Source organism: Corynebacterium sp. 239_CJEI (assembly GCF_001055995.1).
Classification (GTDB): domain Bacteria; phylum Actinomycetota; class Actinomycetes; order Mycobacteriales; family Mycobacteriaceae; genus Corynebacterium; species Corynebacterium jeikeium_D.
In genome coordinates, this window is the sequence record NZ_JVOW01000006.1 from 20,435 (window position 1) to 38,565 (window position 18,131).

Annotated in this window: 17 protein-coding genes, 1 tRNA gene, 1 other RNA gene and 1 pseudogene; 12 read left to right on the forward strand and 8 right to left on the reverse strand. The window is 59.9% G+C overall.

Translation table 11 applies throughout. The features are described 5' to 3' along the window. Positions 1–189 precede the first annotated feature (189 nt). Positions 190–813: a DUF3145 family protein gene (locus tag ADB08_RS01215; protein WP_049170151.1), complete on the forward strand. Its 624-nt coding sequence runs from the start codon at positions 190–192 to the stop codon at positions 811–813. Here the strand turns inward: ADB08_RS01215 and ADB08_RS11255 are convergent. After that, the gene (locus ADB08_RS11255) at positions 789–1,154 is read right to left on the reverse strand and encodes an acyl carrier protein (protein ID WP_049170153.1); all 366 of its coding nucleotides are present in this window, start codon (positions 1,152–1,154) and stop codon (positions 789–791) included. The two genes, ADB08_RS01215 and ADB08_RS11255, sit on opposite strands and share 25 nt — an antisense overlap. Next, positions 1,154–3,910, reverse strand: coding sequence for a pyruvate dehydrogenase (acetyl-transferring), homodimeric type (gene aceE, locus ADB08_RS01225; protein ID WP_049170155.1), 2,757 nt, complete (start codon positions 3,908–3,910; stop codon positions 1,154–1,156). The genes ADB08_RS11255 and aceE overlap by 1 nt, the downstream gene beginning before the upstream one ends. Before the next feature lie 276 nt (positions 3,911–4,186). Here aceE and ADB08_RS01230 point away from each other — a divergent pair, with 276 nt between their 5' ends. From ADB08_RS01230 to ADB08_RS01245, 4 genes are all read left to right on the forward strand, one after another. Continuing rightward, positions 4,187–4,597: a DUF3052 domain-containing protein gene (locus ADB08_RS01230; RefSeq protein ID WP_005511050.1), complete on the forward strand. Its 411-nt coding sequence runs from the start codon at positions 4,187–4,189 to the stop codon at positions 4,595–4,597. 123 nt (positions 4,598–4,720) lie between these two features. Further along, positions 4,721–4,792 (forward strand) — tRNA-Val (locus ADB08_RS01235). Positions 4,793–4,863: 71 nt separating this feature from the next. Next, on the forward strand, positions 4,864–5,469 hold the full coding sequence (locus ADB08_RS01240) for a hypothetical protein (protein ID WP_126108112.1): 606 nt from the start codon (positions 4,864–4,866) through the stop codon (positions 5,467–5,469). Beyond that, on the forward strand, positions 5,435–6,430 hold the full coding sequence (locus tag ADB08_RS01245; protein WP_255351579.1) for a cobalamin biosynthesis protein: 996 nt from the start codon (positions 5,435–5,437) through the stop codon (positions 6,428–6,430). The genes ADB08_RS01240 and ADB08_RS01245 overlap by 35 nt, the downstream gene beginning before the upstream one ends. Here the strand turns inward: ADB08_RS01245 and ADB08_RS01250 are convergent. Further along, positions 6,427–7,413 (reverse strand): SURF1 family protein, encoded by a 987-nt coding sequence (locus tag ADB08_RS01250; protein WP_049170162.1) that lies wholly within the window; start codon positions 7,411–7,413, stop codon positions 6,427–6,429. The genes ADB08_RS01245 and ADB08_RS01250 overlap by 4 nt on opposite strands. A gap of 136 nt (positions 7,414–7,549) precedes the next feature. Between ADB08_RS01250 and ADB08_RS01255 the strand changes: the two genes are divergently transcribed. After that, entirely contained in the window at positions 7,550–8,131 is a 582-nt protein-coding gene (locus ADB08_RS01255; protein WP_042388795.1) for a GtrA family protein, read from the forward strand. Here ADB08_RS01255 and ADB08_RS01260 read toward each other — a convergent pair. Both ADB08_RS01260 and ADB08_RS01265 read right to left on the reverse strand, forming a co-directional pair. Next, positions 8,128–8,631, reverse strand: coding sequence for a low molecular weight protein-tyrosine-phosphatase (locus tag ADB08_RS01260; protein ID WP_369707166.1), 504 nt, complete (start codon positions 8,629–8,631; stop codon positions 8,128–8,130). The genes ADB08_RS01255 and ADB08_RS01260 overlap by 4 nt on opposite strands. A 68-nt stretch (positions 8,632–8,699) precedes the next feature. Further along, complete coding sequence (locus ADB08_RS01265; RefSeq protein WP_049170165.1) at positions 8,700–9,380, reverse strand: HAD hydrolase-like protein; 681 nt, start codon at positions 9,378–9,380, stop codon at positions 8,700–8,702. 35 nt (positions 9,381–9,415) lie between these two features. On the opposite strand from ADB08_RS01265, the gene cobC reads away from it, so the two are divergent. The 5 genes and pseudogenes from cobC to rnpB all read left to right on the forward strand — a co-directional run bounded on the left by cobC (position 9,416) and on the right by rnpB (position 13,769). After that, positions 9,416–10,549, forward strand: coding sequence for an Rv2231c family pyridoxal phosphate-dependent protein CobC (gene cobC, locus ADB08_RS01270; RefSeq protein WP_049170167.1), 1,134 nt, complete (start codon positions 9,416–9,418; stop codon positions 10,547–10,549). Between the two features lie 69 nt (positions 10,550–10,618). Then, entirely contained in the window at positions 10,619–11,806 is a 1,188-nt protein-coding gene (locus ADB08_RS01275) for a Nif3-like dinuclear metal center hexameric protein (protein WP_049170169.1), read from the forward strand. A gap of 5 nt (positions 11,807–11,811) precedes the next feature. Further along, the gene (locus ADB08_RS01280) at positions 11,812–12,555 is read left to right on the forward strand and encodes a zinc ribbon domain-containing protein (RefSeq protein ID WP_016423071.1); all 744 of its coding nucleotides are present in this window, start codon (positions 11,812–11,814) and stop codon (positions 12,553–12,555) included. A gap of 24 nt (positions 12,556–12,579) precedes the next feature. Continuing rightward, positions 12,580–13,245: pseudogene (locus ADB08_RS01285) on the forward strand (histidine phosphatase family protein); the annotation flags it as partial. A gap of 59 nt (positions 13,246–13,304) precedes the next feature. Then, an RNA gene (gene rnpB, locus ADB08_RS11125) (RNase P RNA component class A) lies at positions 13,305–13,769 on the forward strand. Between the two features lie 10 nt (positions 13,770–13,779). On the opposite strand, the gene ADB08_RS01290 is transcribed toward rnpB, so the two are convergent. Next, entirely contained in the window at positions 13,780–14,973 is a 1,194-nt protein-coding gene (locus tag ADB08_RS01290) for a galactokinase family protein (RefSeq protein WP_239659998.1), read from the reverse strand. A gap of 233 nt (positions 14,974–15,206) precedes the next feature. Between ADB08_RS01290 and ADB08_RS01295 the strand changes: the two genes are divergently transcribed. Continuing rightward, the gene (locus ADB08_RS01295) at positions 15,207–15,410 is read left to right on the forward strand and encodes an SPOR domain-containing protein (RefSeq protein ID WP_016423068.1); all 204 of its coding nucleotides are present in this window, start codon (positions 15,207–15,209) and stop codon (positions 15,408–15,410) included. Between the two features lie 12 nt (positions 15,411–15,422). Here ADB08_RS01295 and ADB08_RS01300 read toward each other — a convergent pair whose 3' ends face one another. Beyond that, a complete protein-coding gene (locus tag ADB08_RS01300; RefSeq protein ID WP_049170174.1) occupies positions 15,423–17,252 on the reverse strand; it encodes a CYTH and CHAD domain-containing protein in 1,830 nt (609 codons plus the stop codon). A 30-nt stretch (positions 17,253–17,282) separates the two neighbouring features. Further along, complete coding sequence (panB, locus tag ADB08_RS01305; RefSeq protein ID WP_101687482.1) at positions 17,283–18,092, reverse strand: 3-methyl-2-oxobutanoate hydroxymethyltransferase; 810 nt, start codon at positions 18,090–18,092, stop codon at positions 17,283–17,285. Positions 18,093–18,131: the final 39 nt, after the last annotated feature.

Genomic DNA, 18,131 nt, shown 5'->3' on the forward strand with positions numbered 1-18,131 from the left:
ACAACTTGAGGGTTGCCAGCAGCCGTCTCGGAAATAACAATCATAAACACGTGCAACGTAAACCTCAGAAGTGTTGTTTTACCGCAGTGCTTTTTCTGCAGTGTGGCAAGTGTCGTTGGATGAGTTCGTAGGGGAAGACGAATCTCGTCTTACACCAATTGACCGCAACTTTTCCGAGGACCTTCGTCTATGCGCACCCAACTTTCAGGCGTTCTGTGGATTCACAGCATGCCAGGGCCGCTGCAACCACACATCACGTGGGCGCTGGCCCGACTCAGCATGCCCGATGGCACTAAGCCAGGCCGGGATATTTGGCGTGCGACCGACCAGGATGCCACTTTGTGCGCCGAGGTGCCTTTCACTGCAAGTGCTGACACCATCGCCACACTGGTGGACAACCTGGCTAGGTGGCCGCGCCTCTATTTCGAGCTGGCGCAAGACCCAGCCGTGGATGATGACGGCTACGCCATCGACGGTATGCGCTACTGCCATACCCCGCAGCTGGGGACTTTCGCCGGACAGACCGATGCCGCCGGAAACATCGTGGTCAACGAAGACGCACTGCGTTCCATCATGGCGCGCGGCGGCGATATCAAAGGTGCCCTCGACGCGGCCATCGGTGGGCCGTGGGACCGCGTGTTAGAGCCGATGCGCATGATGACGGCAGGCTACGCCCCCGAAGACTGCTTTACGACGTCCACCCCTGCCGGGACCGACAGTGCCAGCGGCAACTCGACCGCTGGCAACGCAGACCTTGGTGGGGTAGAGGCAGCTAACGTGCTGCAGCTCTACCCGCGCCGGGCGGCGATGTAGTCAACTACATCGCCGAGGGTCTTAAACGAGGAAATGTCCTCGTCCTCAACGCGGGCTCCCAGCTCTTCTTCGCAACGGACGGCCAACTCTACGACGCTTAGGCGGTCAAAACCGTAGTCGGTCAGCGGGGTGGAGAGCTCTAAGGACTCCACCTCGTCGTTAGCCATCTTTTTGACGATTGCCGCGACCTCGCCGTGAAGACCTGCGGGCAGGTCAGCGTCGGCGGAACTCTTCTTCGGGCCCCCGTTCGCTGCATTAGGTGAGGCATCGCCAGCGTCACCGGCGCCGGTGACCTGTGTGCCCAGTAGGGCGCTGAGCTGATCTCCAAGGCTTGAGGTCATTATTCAGCGTCCTGGATGGTTGCAGTTGGGTCGGTAATCTGCAGCTCTTCAGCGGCTTCCTGGGCGACATCCATGTCGAGCTTGCCAGCGCGTGCCAGTGCGGACAGGGCCGCAACAGCGACTGACTCGCCGTCGGAGTTGAAGTAGCGGCGAGCGGCCGGACGGGTATCCGAGAAGCCGTAGCCGTCGGTGCCGAGGACGGTGTAGTCACCCGGAACCCACTTGCGAATCTGCTCCGGGACCGCACGCTGGAAGTCGGTCACTGCGATGAACGGCCCATCGGTGTCGGACAGCTGGCGGGTAACGAAGGCGTCGTCGACCTCTTCAGTCGGGTTGTGTAGACGCTCAGTGTCACGCTCGTGCCCATCGCGGGCCAGCTCATTCCACGATGTCACCGAGTAAATCGAGGAAGCCACGCCGTAGTCTTCCAGGATGTCCGCGGCGCGCAGCGCCTCCTGCATGCCAATGCCGGAAGCCAGCAGGTTGACATGCTTGTCGCCCTCAGCCTTGCGGAAGCGGTAGATACCGCCAAGCAGCCCCTCGACATCGAGGTCTTCCGGGACGGCCGGCTGCGAAGTCGGCTCATTGTAGATAGTCAGGTAGTAGATGATATCTTCGCCGCGCTCTGGCCCGTACATGCGGTCGATACCGTCGCAGACGATGTAGGCAATCTCGTAGGCAAACGCCGGGTCGTAGGAGACCACAGACGGGTTCGTAGCCGCCAGCAGCTGGGAGTGACCGTCCATGTGCTGCAGGCCTTCACCGGTCAGCGTCGTGCGACCAGCTGTAGCGCCGAGCAGGAAGCCACGGGACATCTGGTCACCAGCGGCCCAAATGGAGTCAGCCGTGCGCTGGAAACCGAACATCGAGTAGAAGATGTAGAGCGGAATCATGGCCACGCCATGGGTGGCGTACGCTGAGCCGACAGCGGTAAACGAGCCCACAGAGCCCGCCTCGGAGATGCCCTCGTGCAGAATCTGGCCGTCCTTCGCTTCCTTGTAGGACAGCATCAGCTCATGGTCGACCGGAGTGTAATTCTGGCCGTGCGGGTTGTAAATCTTCAGCGTCGGGAACCAGGAGTCCATGCCGAAAGTACGGGCCTCATCAGGGATGATGGGCACGAAGCGGTCCTTGAGTTCTTTATCGCGCATCAGGTCCCTGAAAACACGCACCGTCGCCATAGTGGTGGCAACCTTCTGCTTACCTGATCCCTTGAGCAGGTTCTTCAGGCTCTCAGGCTTTGGCACTGTCAGAGGCTCGTAGCTAGTGCGGCGCTCCGGCACGAAACCGCCGAGCTCCTTACGCCGCTCCAGCATGTACTGCACTTCCTCGGACTCCGGGCCCGGGTTGTAGTACGGCGGCAGGTAGGGATCCTTCTCCAGCTCCTCGTCGGAGATTGGAATGCGCTGGTTATCGCGGAAAAGCTTCAGGTCGTCGAGTGCTAGCTTCTTCATCTGGTGGGTCGCGTTGCGGCCCTCGAAGTTGTGGCCAAGGCCATAGCCCTTAACCGTGTGCGCCAGGATGACAGTCGGCTGATCCTTGGTCTCCAAGGCCTTCTTGTAGGCAGCGTAAATCTTGCGGTAGTCGTGGCCACCGCGACGGAGGTTCCAAATCTCCTCGTCGGTCATGTCCTCGACCAGCTTGGCAGTGCGCGGGTCACGGCCGAAGAAGTGCTCTCGCACCCAAGCGCCGTTGTTAGCCTTCAGCGTCTGGTAATCGCCATCGCAGAACTTATTCATCAGGTCGACTAGTGCGCCGTCCTTGTCCTTGGCGAAGAGCTCGTCCCATTCGCGGCCCCAAACGACCTTGATGACATTCCAACCAGCGCCGCGGAAGAACGACTCCAACTCTTGGATGATGCTGGTGTTACCGCGCACCGGACCGTCGAGACGTTGCAGGTTGCAGTTAATGACGAATGTCAGGTTGTCCAGGTTGTTCAGCGCCGCATGCTGAATGGCACCACGGGATTCCGGCTCGTCCATTTCGCCGTCACCGAGGAAGGCCCAAACGTGCTGCTGGGAAGTGTCCTTGATGCCGCGGTCGTGGAGATAGCGGTTAAAACGGGCCTGGTAGATAGCGTTAATTGGTCCCAGCCCCATAGACACCGTCGGGAACTCCCAGAACTCCGGCATGCCATGCGGGTGCGGGTAGGAGGGAAGGCCATTGCCCTCACCGAGGGAGACTTCCTGACGGAAACCGTCGAGGTCCTCTTCGGTCAGGCGCCCCTCTAGGAATGCACGGGCGTACATGCCCGGCGAAGCGTGGCCCTGGAAGAAGACGTGGTCACCGCCGCCTGGGTGGTCCTTGCCGCGGAAGAAGTGGTTAAAGCCGACCTCGTAAAGCGGTGCGGCACCCGCATAGGTGGAGATATGTCCGCCCACGCCGATACCTGGACGCTGTGCGCGATGGACCATAATTGCCGCATTCCAGCGGATCCACTTGCGGTAGCGGCGCTCAATGTCCTCATCGCCTGGGAATTCTGGCTCCATCTCAGTCGGGATGGTGTTGACGAGGTCTGTCGAGGTCAGCGGCGGTAGGGCCACGCGCTTTGCCGTGGCACGTTCCAGCAGCCGCAGCATGAGGAAGCGTGCGCGTTCCGGACCTGCCTCTTCCAACAGGCCGTCGAGAGACTCAAGCCACTCCTTGGTCTCTTCAGGATCTGCATCCGTGAGATAGGAGGCGACCCCATCACGGATAAGGGCAAAATTTGACTCATCAGAGTGGGCTTGTGGCGTACCTGACGATGTATCGGACATTGTGAGCTCCTTTCAGTCCCTGAAGGAAAGGCAAAGGTTATTTTTCTCCACTCTACTTCTGAATCGTTTGTTGTGCCCCCAGCCGTTTCTTACACACGCTTTCACTGAATAATCCGCTTGGCTTTACGACGAACATTGCGAAGAACACTGCGAAAACTGCACCTTTTTGGGGAAATTCTTATTTTGCAGCTGTGAAAAATGTATTTGAGCGGTAAAATTCCTGCACATAGTTCGAAAAATCGAGCTGAATAGTTTTTCTAGAGGAGGAAAAGGGAAGTGGTCAACGCCACAGGCGCTGCTCATGAATATGCGAGCAGGCTCGGCATCAAGGAAGGTCAGCTAGTCCAGGAGGTTGGCTGGGATACAGACTGTGACTCAGCAATCAGTGAGTCGGTCGAGAATTTCCTGGATGCAGACCTGCTCGACGAAGACACGGATGAAGTTGTCGACGTCGTATTGCTGTGGTGGCGTGAAGAAGACGGCGACTTGGTCGATGGTCTTGTGGATGCTTCCCGCCCTTTGGAGGATGAAGGTCGCGTTTGGCTACTCACGCCGGGCGCTGGTCAGCCGGGTGCCATTGATCCTGGCGTGATTGACGAGTCCGCACAGCTGGCAGGTTTCTCCAACACCTCGGCGCTCCGGCTGGGGGATTGGCAGGGCAATTGCCTGGTGCAGCGCTCTAGTTAGCCGGCTTTAGCTGTCTCGTTTGAATCGGCTACTAGCTGAGCTGTTGAAACAATCTACATAAACGCTGTTTGTAGTGCGCAATTGGCAATCTATGTTTGCCGTGTGTTAGAGTTTCGCAGCAGCGCGGCGATAGCTCAGCGGTAGAGCTCTGGTTTTACACACCAGCGGTCGGGGGTTCGAAACCCTCTCGCCGCACAGACATAATCCGCCCGGATTCTTGTAATGGAGAATCCGGGCGGATTTTGTTTGTGCTAAACTTCCGGTCTGTGCGTTTTACAAAATCGCTTGCCACCATTGTTTTTGTCGGATCTCTGCTCGCGGGCGCTCCCGCCTACGCAATCGGCGGGGATGGTAAACCGATAATCGATTCGGCCACCTGTAAAGCAATGGTCAAGGCTGCAGATGCGGGAGAGCCGGTGGATAATCCGTCGATTCTCCATCTCTCGGATCAGATGCCTTCCTACATTGCCGACGGCACTTTGGATTACGTTGTTGCCCCGGATTTTCCGTACCGCGCACAGCTAGATGCTGCTACTCAAGAGTGGAATGAAAAGCTCGGTGGCAAGGTAGTGCTTCGGGAAGTGACCAAGGACAAGGCTGATTCGGATACTGTGAACGTTCGCTATGTGCCAAGGCCGGACTCGCGAGTCTTAGCTTCTGCATCGGAAATTAGTAAGGAGATGACGGTTTTCGTTACTTCCACTCTCTATCCCGATGCAATTCGCAGCACTCTTGCCCACGAGTTTGGGCACTTGCTCGGTATCCGGCACACTTGTGATTACACCTTGATGGCTGCATCGCAGCACCGCCATCCGGCAGCGCATGTCACTCCGCTCGATGTCGCAGCCGTTCTGCAGGGACAGTTTGATTAGATTGCGTACACATGCCAGAAGTCGACACCTCTGGCGGCGTGGTGCGGCTATCGCAGTGGGGTATGCACTTGACCGCATTTTCGCAGACCCCACCAATCACCATCCGGTGGCCCTCTACGGGCAGGCCGTCAGCAAACTTGAGCGCCGAATCTACGCCGACTCCAAAGCGCGCGGAGTGGCGTTCACCGCAATCGCCGTGGCCACACCGGTAGCGCTTACCGCCGCAGTCAGCACAGTCGCACCGAGTCTCACGCTGGCTGCCGCCACGTGGGCTTCGCTCGGCGGCACCACTCTCCGCCGTACTGGCGAGCGCATGACTGACCGACTCACCTCCGGCGACATCGATGCCGCCCGCGAACTTGTGCCGTGGTTGTGTTCGCGTGATCCGGAAGCTCTCGACGCTGATGGGATCGCCCGAGCCACCGTCGAATCGCTCGCCGAAAATACCTCCGACGCAGTCACCGGCACACTCATGTGGGGAGCCATTGCAGGAGCTCCTGGTGTGGTTGCTCATCGAGCGGTCAATACCCTTGACGCGATGGTCGGATACCGCAATGACCGCTATCGCCAGTTCGGGTGGGCCAGTGCACGGCTTGACGACGTCGCCGGGTTCCTCCCCGCCAGGCTCACAGCTGTCGCAACTGTGGTTGCGGGCCCGAATCGTCGTCAAGCATTGGCAGCGTGGCAACGAGATGCCAGCAACCATCCAAGTCCAAACGCGGGCGTTGTGGAGGCGAGTGCGGCCGGCGCGCTGGGGCTGCAGCTGGGTGGTAAGACGGTGTATCTCAGCGGTGTGGAGATGCGCCCAGTGCTGGGCGGTGGCCGGGCGCCTGCGGTGGCGGATGTTCGGCGTGCAGCTGAGCTGAGCAAGCGAGTGCAAAATATTGTTGCGCTCAGCTGTGCGGGAGCTGTGGTTGTGGCCGGATGCGTCCGGCACGCGAAGGCGCGAGCTGCGAGCTAGAAGCGTTCGTCGTATCGGTTGTCGCGGTAACCTGCGGCGCGGTGGCCAGTGTTGCCGTAGCGTTGCGCCATGCGCTGGCGGTGCAGCTCGGCGGCGCGATCCTCTTCGGACTTAGCCTGCGGAGGAGTGGGAGTGGTGGCATCGTCCGATTCGGGTGTTGCGTCCTCAGAGTCATCAGCGTCATCTACTGGTTCCGCGGCTTCGGCATCGCGGAGGTTCTTAGCCATCTCCTCTTGCTCCGCGCGGTCTCGTCTGCGCTCGACGATTTCAGCGCGAATGAACCAGACGACGGCCAGCGGCACGAGAGCGCCGAAGAAAATCCACTGAATGCCGTAGGAGAGGTAGGGGCCGGACTCCAGAGTGGGCAGCGGAATGGCCTCGATGACGGCATCGGATTTGTCCGAGAGCTGAAGCCAATCGGGGTTGAGTTCGGTGTCGACTAGCTCGGACACTTCCTTGGTATTGATTCCGTAGACCTGCGGCGGGGTGCCGGGGATTGGGGCGGTCTCGGCGGGAATCTCGTTTCGGCGGGTAAAGGCCGAGATAGTCAAGGTGCCCTTCGGGGCTGGCTCAACATTGGGGGTGCTGGAGTCTGTCGGGCGTACAAAGCCGCGGTTGACCAGGTAGTTTTCGCCATTGTTAGCGACGAAGACATCGAGTACCTGGACGGCGGGGGCTCCATTGACCGGGCGGTTACGCAATAGCACGCGGGTATCCGGTAGGAAGGACCCGGTGGCGGTAACGCGACGCCATTCGTTGCCCTCGACGAACCCTTTGCCCTTGGGCATTAGCTCATTGACATCTACGGGGTCGAGCTCGAATGAGTGCTCAAGCTGCTGATTGCGATGCTGCGTCGCGGTGTTCTTACCCAACTGCCACGGAGCCAGAACAGTAAATGCGAGATAGGAAAACGCAATGGCGACAATGGCAGTGAGAACCCATCCAGGGGTCAGAAACTGGCGCACATTCTTAAACACATTCATTGAGCTTACCCGGTGGTGTGGATGGCACTAGAGCGGCAGGTGATTGGCGGTGCGGAGATTGAGTGAACTTCGGGTAAAGTTATTTGAGCGTATTTGACGGGGAATCTACCCGGGGATAGATGGAAAGAGAGGTGTCGTGGTGGGCACGCAAACAGCGAAATCTTCGCCTTCACGCCGCTTCAGCACAGTCTCGCGCCAGTTCATCAAGTTCGGCCTGGTCGGCGGCACAGGTGTGGTTGTCAACCTGATTGTCGTGATTATTGCCCGCAAGTTGGGCCTCAGTCTGGGCACCAATGAGCACGACGTGTTTATGAACTTGTTCGGAACGCGGTGGAATATCCGTTACTCCCACGTCTATGCAACTCTGGCGTTTGTCGTGGCTAACATCTGGAACTTCCAGCTCAACCGGTCCTGGACCTTCCGAACTGACAATCGCCCGAACTGGTTTAGACAGTTCTTCCCGTTTTTATTTGCAGGTATCTCAGCACTGATTGTGAACCTGGTTGTCATCACGCTGCTGACTAACCCCACCTCGCCACTGGCACTGCCGGTGGATATTTTCGACGACTCCACCGGCTTTAGAAACCGCCTCTACTGGGCAAACCTCATCGGCGTCATCTTGGGTACGCCCGCTAACTTCATCTTGAATAAGATTTGGGCGTTTCGAAACCGGGGCAATGCCAGCAAAACAAAAGAAAAGGTTGTTTTGAAACCTTAACGCTCAGAGGCCAGCGCCAGAGTCTCACGCAACCATGCGATGATTCCCGGCGTCGCGGCCTCAATTTCGTTTCGAGTGCGGACGAATCCCTCCGGACCTCCGTAGTAAGGATCAGCCACGACGGCCCCCTTCGGGGATGCCGGGTCGAAGGAACGCATCAGGCGAATCTTCTCTTTTGGCACGCCAGCGTGGAGTAGACCATTGATGTGCGATTCATCCATGGCGATGAAAAGCGTTGCATCCATGTGCTCATCGCCCAGCTGTGCCGCGGTGTGGTTCGGATCGTAGCCAGCATTTTCCAGCTCGGCTTGTGCTCGCTCGTCGGCGGGTTCGCCGACATGCCAGCCGCCGATTCCGCAGGAGGCGAGCAGGACATCGTCGGCAAGCGCATTGGCTTCAACCGCGTCACGGACGATGATTTCAGCCATGGGGGAGCGGCAGATATTTCCGGAGCAGACAAACACGACGTACACGGACTCAGTACGATGCGACGAGTTCATAAGCATAATAGGCAAAACCAAACTTCTCGGAAAATAAAAATAGGATTGTCACTAATCGTTGACGAGTCTTAAAGATACAACATTTCCCGCACAACACGATTCAGGTCCTCAGGCGAGGACGCCACCGCCGCTGCCGATGCCCACTCAGATTCCGAGCCGTAGCCCCATTTAACAGCGATGGCGGGGATGCCGAACTGTGCGGCGCCCTCAAAATCATGGATGCGATCGCCAACCATTACGACCGAACCGTGCGGACGCACTGCTTCATCGGTTTCAATGCCCAACTCCTTGAGCGTGTACTCAATGACCTCAGTCTTAGTCTGTCGTGAGCCGTCGTCGCTGGCGGCGCCGATGAAGTCAAAGGCGTCGAGAAGCCCGAAATTGTCCAGGGTCTTGCGGGCGAAGTAGTCGCCCTTGGACGTCGCAGTGGCTAGTTGGACACCAGCTGCCCGCCAATCGCGCAGGAGCTCCGGCCAGCCGGGGAACATCTCGGCACGCTGCCAAGCACCGGCGTGTTGATGCTCCATGTACACAGCGAAGGCTCGGTCGACTTGTTCGTCGGAAAGTCCGAGGGATGCGAGTGTCTCCACCATTGGCGGGCCGGGGATCGTGTTGATAAAGCTCTCGGGCGGAAGTGGGTGGTCAATTGCCTTCAATGCAAGGCGGAACCCATGTGCGATTGCGGGGAGAGAATCGGCGATGGTGCCGTCGACATCAATAAGGACAGTGGGGCGATGGCCAGTGGACATATTGTTCATCCTAAAAGGTCATTAGGCTGGATGGCATGTTAGACGACCCGCTGCGCTATCACGGCGATCAGGCCGCCCATGGCGCTGACCTGGACTTTGCCGTCAATGTTCACGGCACCACACCGCAGTGGCTGCAGGACTCGCTGGCCACGTCCCTCGGAGAACTTGCCGCGTATCCGTCTGCGCAGCTCGATGCCGACGTCCGCGCTGCCATTGCCACCAACCACAATCGCAGCGCCGACGAGGTACTGCTTCTCCACGGCGTCGCCGAGGGCTTTTCGCTCTTGCCGCACCTGGGCTTGCCCGCCACCATCGTCCAGCCGCAGTTCACCGAACCTGAAGCCGCGTTCCGCGCCGCGGGAGTCGGGGTGGATTCGCTGGTACTACCGTCGCCGTACACGCTCACGCCTACGCTTGCCGACGTCCACGAGAACGCCTCCTCCCCGCATTCCCAGCAGCTTGACGGTCGGATGGTCATCATCGGCAATCCGACTAACCCCACCGGTGTTGCTCATTCAGCGGATGACCTGCGGGGGCTCGCCAGCCGTTGTGGGATCTTGGTCGTGGATGAGGCATTTATGGACGTCGCCGATGGTGAGATTATTCGGCGGTGCTCACTAGCTGATTGCAGGCCGGGGGAAGCGAACAGTATCCCCGATAATGTCATCGTTTTCCGCAGCATGACTAAGACCTGGGCAATCGCAGGCCTGCGCTGTGGTTACGCACTGGGAACCCCTGAGCTCCTGGCGAAGTTGGGGCGACTGCGTCCGCACTGGCCACTGGGCACGCTGCAACTTACCGCTATGGCGGCAATCGCGTGTCGCGAGGCAGAGCTGTTGCCACAAATCCGCGCTGAGATTGGTCAGCAGCGCGAGGCTATGACACAGCTGTTAGTAGCCGCCGGCTGGCAGGTGTTGGATTCCAAGGCTCCCTTTGTGCTGGCGCGCCCGGGGGTTGCCCTGAGCACGCATGATGGTCCGGACGCTGCGGAGGTTGACGTCGTCAAGCACGAGCGCCTGAGACAGCGGCTCGCTGCGCGCGGAGTAGCCGTGCGGCGTTGCGACACCTTCGCCGGTTTGGACGGTTCGTGGTGGCGGCTGGCTGTGCGAGACGAGACCAGTGTGCGGCGGCTCATTGCGGAAGTAGCGGATTTGCTGTCGCAGAACTGATGGGTCGGGGCAGAGTTCACTACGCTGGAAGAGAAGCTGGAGAGAAATGCATGTTGAAGGGATGGATGTATGACGGACTCTGCGCAGACCCGTGCCGAGGGCAATAACGCAGTGGTGACCGTTGCCGACGTGCGTGCGGCGATGGACGCGGCCTACCCGCCGGCACTGGCGGAGAACTGGGATAAAGTTGGCCTGATCTGCGGTGACCCGCAGGATGAGGTGCGTCGCATCGCGTTGGCGCTGGACTGCACTGACGAGGTTGCAGATCGCGCGATTGCCTCCGGTGCTCAGATGCTCGTTGTGCACCATCCGCTGCTTCTGCGTGGTGTGAATTCCGTGGCGGCGGATACACCGAAGGGTCGGATTATTCATAAGCTGATTCGGGCAGGTGTAGCTCTTTTTGCAGCGCACACCAACGCTGACAGCGCCCGACCGGGTGTCAACGACCAGTTGGCCACGGTGCTCGGAGTTGAACCGGGTGCGCCGCTAGCTCCGCAGCCGGCTCCCGGCTTGGATACCTGGACAGTGAAGGTTCCGGCAGATCACGTCGATAAGGTCGCGCAAGCCATGTTTGAGGCGGGCGCGGGCACTATCGGCGACTACGACAGCTGTGCGTTTCGCATTAACGGCCGCGGCCAGTTCCGCCCGCTGAGCGGGGCGAATCCCTTCATCGGTGCCGAGGGGCAGATTGAGTATGTCGAGGAAGTACGCCTGGAGATGGTCGCGCCACGGTCCGTGCGCGCGGCGATTGTCAAGGCTCTCGTTGCAGCGCATCCGTATGAGGAGCCTGCCTTCGACATCGTGGACAATCAGGCCACCGGCTTGGATCCGCAGCAGGCTGTGGGCATTGGGCGAGTGGGCACGCTGGATACGCCGATGCCATTTAAGGAATTCGTCGCCCGTGTGGCTGAGCGCCTGCCCGCAACGGCATGGGGCGTGCGAGGCGCAGGCGATCCGGAGCGGATGATTCGCACGGTTGCCGTCGCATCTGGTTCAGGTGACTCTTTCCTGGACACTGTGGCAAAGATGGGCGTCGATGCGTTCGTTACCTCTGACCTGCGGCATCATCCTGTCGATGAGACACTGCGAACCGCGGACTTCTGCGTGGTGGACACGGCTCACTGGGCCAGCGAGTTCCCCTGGTGCTACCAGGCCGCAGAGATCCTGGCCGAGAGGCTCGGGGTCGCGACCGAGGTCCTTGAGGTGCGCACCGATCCCTGGACAGTGGCAGAATCGTCGACACAGGCAAGGAAGTGAAGACCATGAGGCTTAGTCCACAAATCCAAGTTGCGATGTTGGAAAAGGCGGAAAACCAAACTCTGTTGGATGGGCTCACCGCCCGCCAGAACGTTCTGCCCGAGCGTGCCGAGTTGCAGGAGCTGCGCAAAAAGCACAGCCGTCAGGCCAGTGAGGCAGCGCGCTCCAAGCTCAGCGCCTCCGATATCGGCCGCGATATTGCCAAGCTGGAATCGGACATCAACAAGCTGAAAGCCCGCGAAAAGGCTGATCGTCTGTCGCTCGGTGCCGCAGAAGACGCATCCACGCGCCGTGACCTCGAGCATGACCTGCGCTCCACCAAGCGCCGCCGCGAACGCGCTGAACAGGAACTCCAGCAGTACGAGCGCATGCAGGAGGCCTATCAGGTCGACGCTGAGCACGAATACGACGCCGACGAGGCGCACGATGACATCGTCGCCGCCAAGCAAAGGCTTAACGACGCCGAGGTTGACCTCATTGCGCGCATTTCCATCGCAGAGACCCGAATCGAAGAGGCTGACAAACTCATTGATGGTTCGGCAGCCAAGCTTTACCGTCGTCTAGCGCTTGCTAATGGGATCCCCGTTGCCCGCTTAAACGGACGCACCTGCGGTTCCTGCTTCATGGAGCTCGATGTAGGAACCGTGCATGAATTCACCACGCTTGCGCCGGAAGAAGTGACGTTTTGTCCTGAATGTGGCGCGATGATTGTGCGTGCGGAAACGCTGGGAGCGGTGAAAGGCGCGTAAATGAGCCAGGCTGCAGACAAGCGCGATAGCGCGCCGGGCTGGACGGGTGTGACTACGGATCCCACGCGGTTGGTGCTGCTGCGCCATGGGCAGTCGCCAATGTCGATTCGCCGGGAGTACTCGGGAAGTCGTTCGAACCCCGACCTGACAGAGGTGGGCAGACAGCAAGCGGAAGCGGCAGCACGTCACCTGGCGACGTTGGTCGATAGCGGCAACATGAGTTTCTCGGCGATTGTGGCCTCTCCACAGCGTCGTGCACAGCAGACAGCAGAGGCGGCAGCCAAAGCGCTCGGGCTGGACATCCACGTTGAAGAGGATCTGCGCGAGACCGACTTTGGGCAGTGGGAGGGCATGACTTTCTCCGAGGCTCACAACGCCACCCCTGAGCTGCACAGTTCCTGGCTTGCGGATCCGGCCGTGGCGCCACCGGAGGGGGAGGATTTCCGCACGGTCGATAGCCGAGTGAGCGCCGCGCGTGAGCGCATCGCTCAACAATTCGGTGCCTCGGATGTGCTGGTAGTCAGCCATGTCACACCAATCAAGTCGCTGCTGCGCCAGGGGCTCGGCTGCGGCTTTGAAATCTTCACTCGCCTGCACTTGGACCTGGCCAGCCTCTCCATCGCGGAGTTCTACGCAGATGGGCCGACATCAGTGCGGCTGATTAACGACACCAGCTACCTGCGTGGTTAGCAGCCGAGCACGGCGGGTTATTTGAATTGCGGTTGTGGCGGGTACACTAACCATTCGAGCGAGCCGGCCGGGTGATCGCGGCAGTTAACGGAACCGGACGCCTCTTTTACAGAGTGTGTCCAGGCCGCTGTCGAGGAAAGTCCGGACTCCACTGGGCATGGTGGTTGCTAACAGCAACCCAGGGTGACCTGCGGGAATAGTGCCACAGAAAATAGACCGCCGGGCGCACAGCCGATGTCTTTGACGTAAAGCTGTGGAGATCCGGTGAGGGTGAAAAGGTGCGGTAAGAGCGCACCAGCGGGGCAAGTGATTGCACCGGCTAGGTAAACCCCACCAGGAGCAAGGCAAAATCGCGCATGCTTCGTCGTGCGCGTGCGCGAGTGTTTGAGGGCTGCCCGTCCGATACTCGCGGGTGTGCTGCTTCAGGCTGTCAGCAATGGCAGACCGAGATGGATGATCGCCACCCGGCGCTTTCCGAAAGGAGCGCCGAGGGACAGAATCCGGCTCATAGGCCGACTCGTTCACACAAGCTTTTTACTCGACCACCGCGCCGGCCGCAGTGTTCTCCACACGGATGGTCTCGGAACCGCCGTCGTTAAGCGCGGAGGCAATCCGATCGGCATCGTCGACGTGGGACCACATCACCAGCGACGCACCCGGGCACGGCGCACAACGGGCAATCTTCTCGCAGTCAATGGTGTCGGTCAGCTCGGCAATCTGCCCCAGCACAGAGCTTGCCGACGGCGCGGAGCCACGCTCACTGACATCGCGCGAAACCCCTGCGATGGCTGCTTGAATATCGCTGTGACGGATGTGGCCGATGACTGCGCGGGCACGGTCAGAGGATGCGTCGGCTTCGTCAAGCCACTGAATGGCACGGCCGATGGTGGGGATGTCTTCGTCGTCCGGGTGCACCTCGTGACGAGCACGCACCCAGTCCGCGACCCGCTCCTGTGAGTCGGGGAGGCTAGCGAGAGTCGGCACGCCAAAAGCGGCGCAGGCTTGCTGGAAGAACTCGTAGCGCTCCTCGTCGGGCGAACCGCCGGTGACATCGGGGGAGTAAGCGACAGTCAGCGCCAACGACTGCGGGAACGCCGTCTGCGTGACTGCCTCATCGGAGTGGTTGATGCACAGTAGGCTGTCCGGGCGGCTGCGCAGCGCCGTGGTGTAGGGGTACAGCGGCCACGACTGTCCCTTAATCTGCACCATGGTCTCGTGGATAGCGGTGGCAATACGCGTGCGGGTGGGCACATCATCGCGGTCGCCAAAACGCGCATTGAGAGCCAGCGCGAGAGCACACTGAATTGCCGGAATCTCTCCAAAACCGCGACCTGGCGCGATAGTGGAGGCAATGGTGACCTTCAGGCCGTTGCTGTTGCGCGGAACGAGATGCAGCGAGTGCTGCAATGCGACGATGGCAGCCGCGACAGCGGTCGGCACCTGAGAAAAAGCGGCGGGGACGCTATCCGGGAAATCCATCTTGGTAGTTTCGCGCTTGTACACGACAACGAGCTGCTGCTCGTCGATTTCCTCGATACCGACCGCAGCATAGGCAGGAATGGCGGTGGCTAGGAGCATGCCGCCGGAGGACGCGCAGTCCTCACCCAACAGGTTGATGGAACCCGGGGCGTATGCAACTGAAGCATTAGAACCGACGGCATCGAAGACGTCGTTTACGACAGCGGGTGCGGCGGGCATGGGTGAAACCTCTCCAGAGATCGGACTCATAGTGCTGGTGTGCAGTGTTCGCGTTCAACGCTTGTGTTCTAAGGTGAACAATTCCGTCGATAATACCCGGGTCGGGGGACAGTGACAAACCTATATACTGGGATTTTATGTCGCCGCAGCGCACATGGCAGGCAAATGGTTGCCTCTCTGCAAGTTTGCTTATGTGTGGAGTTGGCGGTGGCAGAACCGCTTGATAACTCGACATGTTCTCGATGTGGAAGAGGAGAAAAATCGTGAGCGACAACAGCAGTAAGTGGTACTACCAGCCGTCGACGGGCACGGTGTTTCAGGGGAAGAAAACCGGTTGGGACGACCGAATGGGCCCCTACGATTCCGAAGAGGAAGCCCGCGCTGCCATGGAAAAAGTCGCCGAGCGCAACAAGGCGGCCGACGACTGGGATGAAGAAGATGACGACTGGGGCGTAGCTGAGAAATAAGGCTCTACGCCTTTAGGCCTTCTTGCCCTTCTTAATCTTCTTTTCCATCTTGCGGAAGGCCTTGAAAACCTTTGCCACGGCATCGTCGTACTCAGTCAGGGCCTTCAGACCGTCGTAGTACTCCATCTGGTAAAGCACGCCGTAGCCGAAGGTGTCCCTGCCCGCACGGGAGGCACGCTTCGCGCGAGCCAGCACGAAGTCGCGCGCAGTACAGGTGTCCTGGAAGTCACCGAGTACCGACTGCAGGTTCTTGCAGGCAGCATAGAGCTTCTCGGTCGGCAGGTCCGCGTTCTGAGCAGCTTCCGCACTGTAGCGGAGCTTCTTCGCAGCCTTGCGGACATCGTGGTAACGCTCGTCCAAATCTGCCTCTGGCAGGTCAGCATCCTCGCGGCCATCGAGTACCAGGTTGTGGCGACGACGGAACTTCGAAAACGCGCTGCGCAGGTGATCGAGCAGCACCGCAGTGGTGTCGAGTTCCTTCGGTGCCGCTACCTTCTCCGGTGCGGCCTTGTCTGAGGTCGTGGAAACTGCTGCATCGGCGGCTGCAGTATCAGCCTCAGCCGCGACCTCGGAACCAGCTGCCGACGTATCCTCGGAGTCTGCGGCTGCGTTCTCCGCGCCGTCGACAAGCGAATCATCCTTCTTCTTAGGCTTCTTTTCCCCAGCCTCGGCCTCGTCCGCATTTGCGGCAATTGGCGGATTGGCGAGGAACTCATCGAGATCGTCGAGAAGTTGCAGGTACTCGCCGGAATTCAGCGCGAGAATAACGCGGTGATGGGCGCGCTCGTAGTCCTTCTGGACATCTTCGACGAGATTCGCACGCAGCTCCTCGCCCAAAGCGGCGCTTTCGCGATTGGCCAGCAGTTCTTCCCAGCGCATAGCGACGACCTCAGCGTCACGAGCCACGCCGAGAACACCCGCCAGCTGCTTGAGGTTGCTCTCCAGCTCAGCGACCTTATCGCCCACAACAATGCCGTGGAAGGTCTGCATGTGACTGCGTAGCTCACGAGTGGCGACGCGCATCTGATGCACCGAGTCGAACTCATCGCGGCGTACCTTCGGGTCGTACTCGACCATCTTGGCCACGTTCGCGGCCAGCGCATCGACCACAGTGCGCCCCGGAGTGCCCTTCGGCAGCTTCGCTGGAACCGGCGGCAGGGGAGCGGAGTCGATGGAGTCACCCAACGCCGTCGCCAACTTCGATGGGCTTTCCGACGGCACTGCGCCAGCCACCTCAGCGACCTTGGACATCGCTGCCATTACGGCCTTGCCGTCCGGGTGATTTGCCCAATCCCCGAGCAGCTCAATCTCCCACTCACGCCAGGTAGTGGTTTCGCCGCCGTCGAGGAAGGAAGTCGCCGTGACGTGATCATCCGCAAACTCCGCCATGGGTGTGCCATCGAGGGCAAACACCGTGGTGACGTGGCGCTCATTGTCTACCTGCGCGATTGGTTGCAGCGGGTGATTGCGCACAATTGCGCGGACGGGGGCAAGCAACTCAGTAGGCACGATGTAGTCAGCATCGCGGCCTTCACCGTTAACAGAGCCCTCTTCCAGGCCAACGCCGTATTCGAGGCGACCGCCGGTACCCGGCGCCTTCAGATGCCAACCCTCATCGGGGCCGCCAGTGCGGCGACGCAGAGTGTGCTTGGACCGGGTCAGACGCAGGTCCGCCGTGTCCAGGTAAATCGCGGAGAGATTTCGCACCTCAGTGGTGGTGGAGCCAACCTGTGGAACGAAATCGAACGATGGGGCTACCACTTCTGGGGTAGCTGAGAACTTAGATTCCACCTCCAACGCCGCAGTTGGAGTTTTGGACTTAGAACCAGACTTAGATGCCATAACCACTAATTCTACCCCCGAATCGAAGAGCTAACCCGAGAAGTTCTGCGCCTCAGTAGGGAACTCGCGGGAGTGCACCTGGTCGACATACTGCTTCGCTCCCTTGGTCAGCATCTCGCCGACCTCTTCGAACACCGAACTAAACGACGGCCTGCGGCCATCGGCCGGAACTGCAAAGGCATCCTGCCAGACGAGAACCTGGCCGTCGCACTGATTACCAGCGCCAATGCCACAGGTTGGGATGGATAGCTCGCGGGTGATCTCGGTGGCCAGATCCGCAGGCACCATCTCAAGGACCACGGCCGCGGCACCAGCATCGGCTACCGCGTGGGCGTCGGCACGCAGCTGTTCCGCCCCCGCACCGCGTCCCTGTACCTTGAATCCGGACAGCGCGTTGACGGACTGCGGGGTGAAACCGATGTGCGCCATGACGGGAATGCCGGCGTTGACCAGCGCACGGATGCGCGGGGCGATACGCACGCCACCTTCGATCTTGATCATGTGTGCGCCGGTTTCGCGCATCATCTTCGCGGCGGACAGCACGGCCTGCTCATCGGAGGCCTCGTAAGTGCCGAAGGGTAGATCGGCAACCACAAGTGCGTTGCCAGCGCCCCGGACGACACCGCGAGCAAGCGGGATCATTTCTTCCAGCGAGATCTCGGTGGTGGTGTCGTAGCCGTAGACAACGTTTGCTGCAGAGTCGCCGACCAACAGTAGCTCGACACCGGCGGCGGAAAAAGCGCGCGCGGTGGAGTAGTCGTAGCAAGTCAGCATTGCCCAGGGGCGAGACTCAGCCTTCCATTCGGCCAGATTATTCAGACGAATCTTTTTTCCGCTCATGTCAATAGAGCATGCCATAGTCACCCGCAATTCGAGGCC

Bases quoted from the DNA above. Each gene is read 5' to 3' on its own strand.
- ADB08_RS01215 (WP_049170151.1), top strand. From the start codon at position 190: ATGCGCACCCAACTTTCAGGCGTTCTGTGGATTCACAGCATGCCAGGG.
- ADB08_RS11255 (WP_049170153.1), bottom strand. From the start codon at position 1,154: ATGACCTCAAGCCTTGGAGATCAGCTCAGCGCCCTACTGGGCACACAG.
- aceE (WP_049170155.1), bottom strand. From the start codon at position 3,910: ATGTCCGATACATCGTCAGGTACGCCACAAGCCCACTCTGATGAGTCA.
- ADB08_RS01245 (WP_255351579.1), top strand. From the start codon at position 5,435: ATGTCGCAGCCGTTCTGCAGGGACAGTTTGATTAGATTGCGTACACAT.
- ADB08_RS01250 (WP_049170162.1), bottom strand. From the start codon at position 7,413: ATGAATGTGTTTAAGAATGTGCGCCAGTTTCTGACCCCTGGATGGGTT.
- ADB08_RS01260 (WP_369707166.1), bottom strand. From the start codon at position 8,631: ATGAACTCGTCGCATCGTACTGAGTCCGTGTACGTCGTGTTTGTCTGC.
- ADB08_RS01265 (WP_049170165.1), bottom strand. From the start codon at position 9,380: ATGTCCACTGGCCATCGCCCCACTGTCCTTATTGATGTCGACGGCACC.
- cobC (WP_049170167.1), top strand. From the start codon at position 9,416: ATGTTAGACGACCCGCTGCGCTATCACGGCGATCAGGCCGCCCATGGC.
- ADB08_RS01275 (WP_049170169.1), top strand. From the start codon at position 10,619: ATGACGGACTCTGCGCAGACCCGTGCCGAGGGCAATAACGCAGTGGTG.
- ADB08_RS01280 (WP_016423071.1), top strand. From the start codon at position 11,812: ATGAGGCTTAGTCCACAAATCCAAGTTGCGATGTTGGAAAAGGCGGAA.
- ADB08_RS01290 (WP_239659998.1), bottom strand. From the start codon at position 14,973: ATGAGTCCGATCTCTGGAGAGGTTTCACCCATGCCCGCCGCACCCGCT.
- ADB08_RS01300 (WP_049170174.1), bottom strand. From the start codon at position 17,252: ATGGCATCTAAGTCTGGTTCTAAGTCCAAAACTCCAACTGCGGCGTTG.
- panB (WP_101687482.1), bottom strand. From the start codon at position 18,092: ATGAGCGGAAAAAAGATTCGTCTGAATAATCTGGCCGAATGGAAGGCT.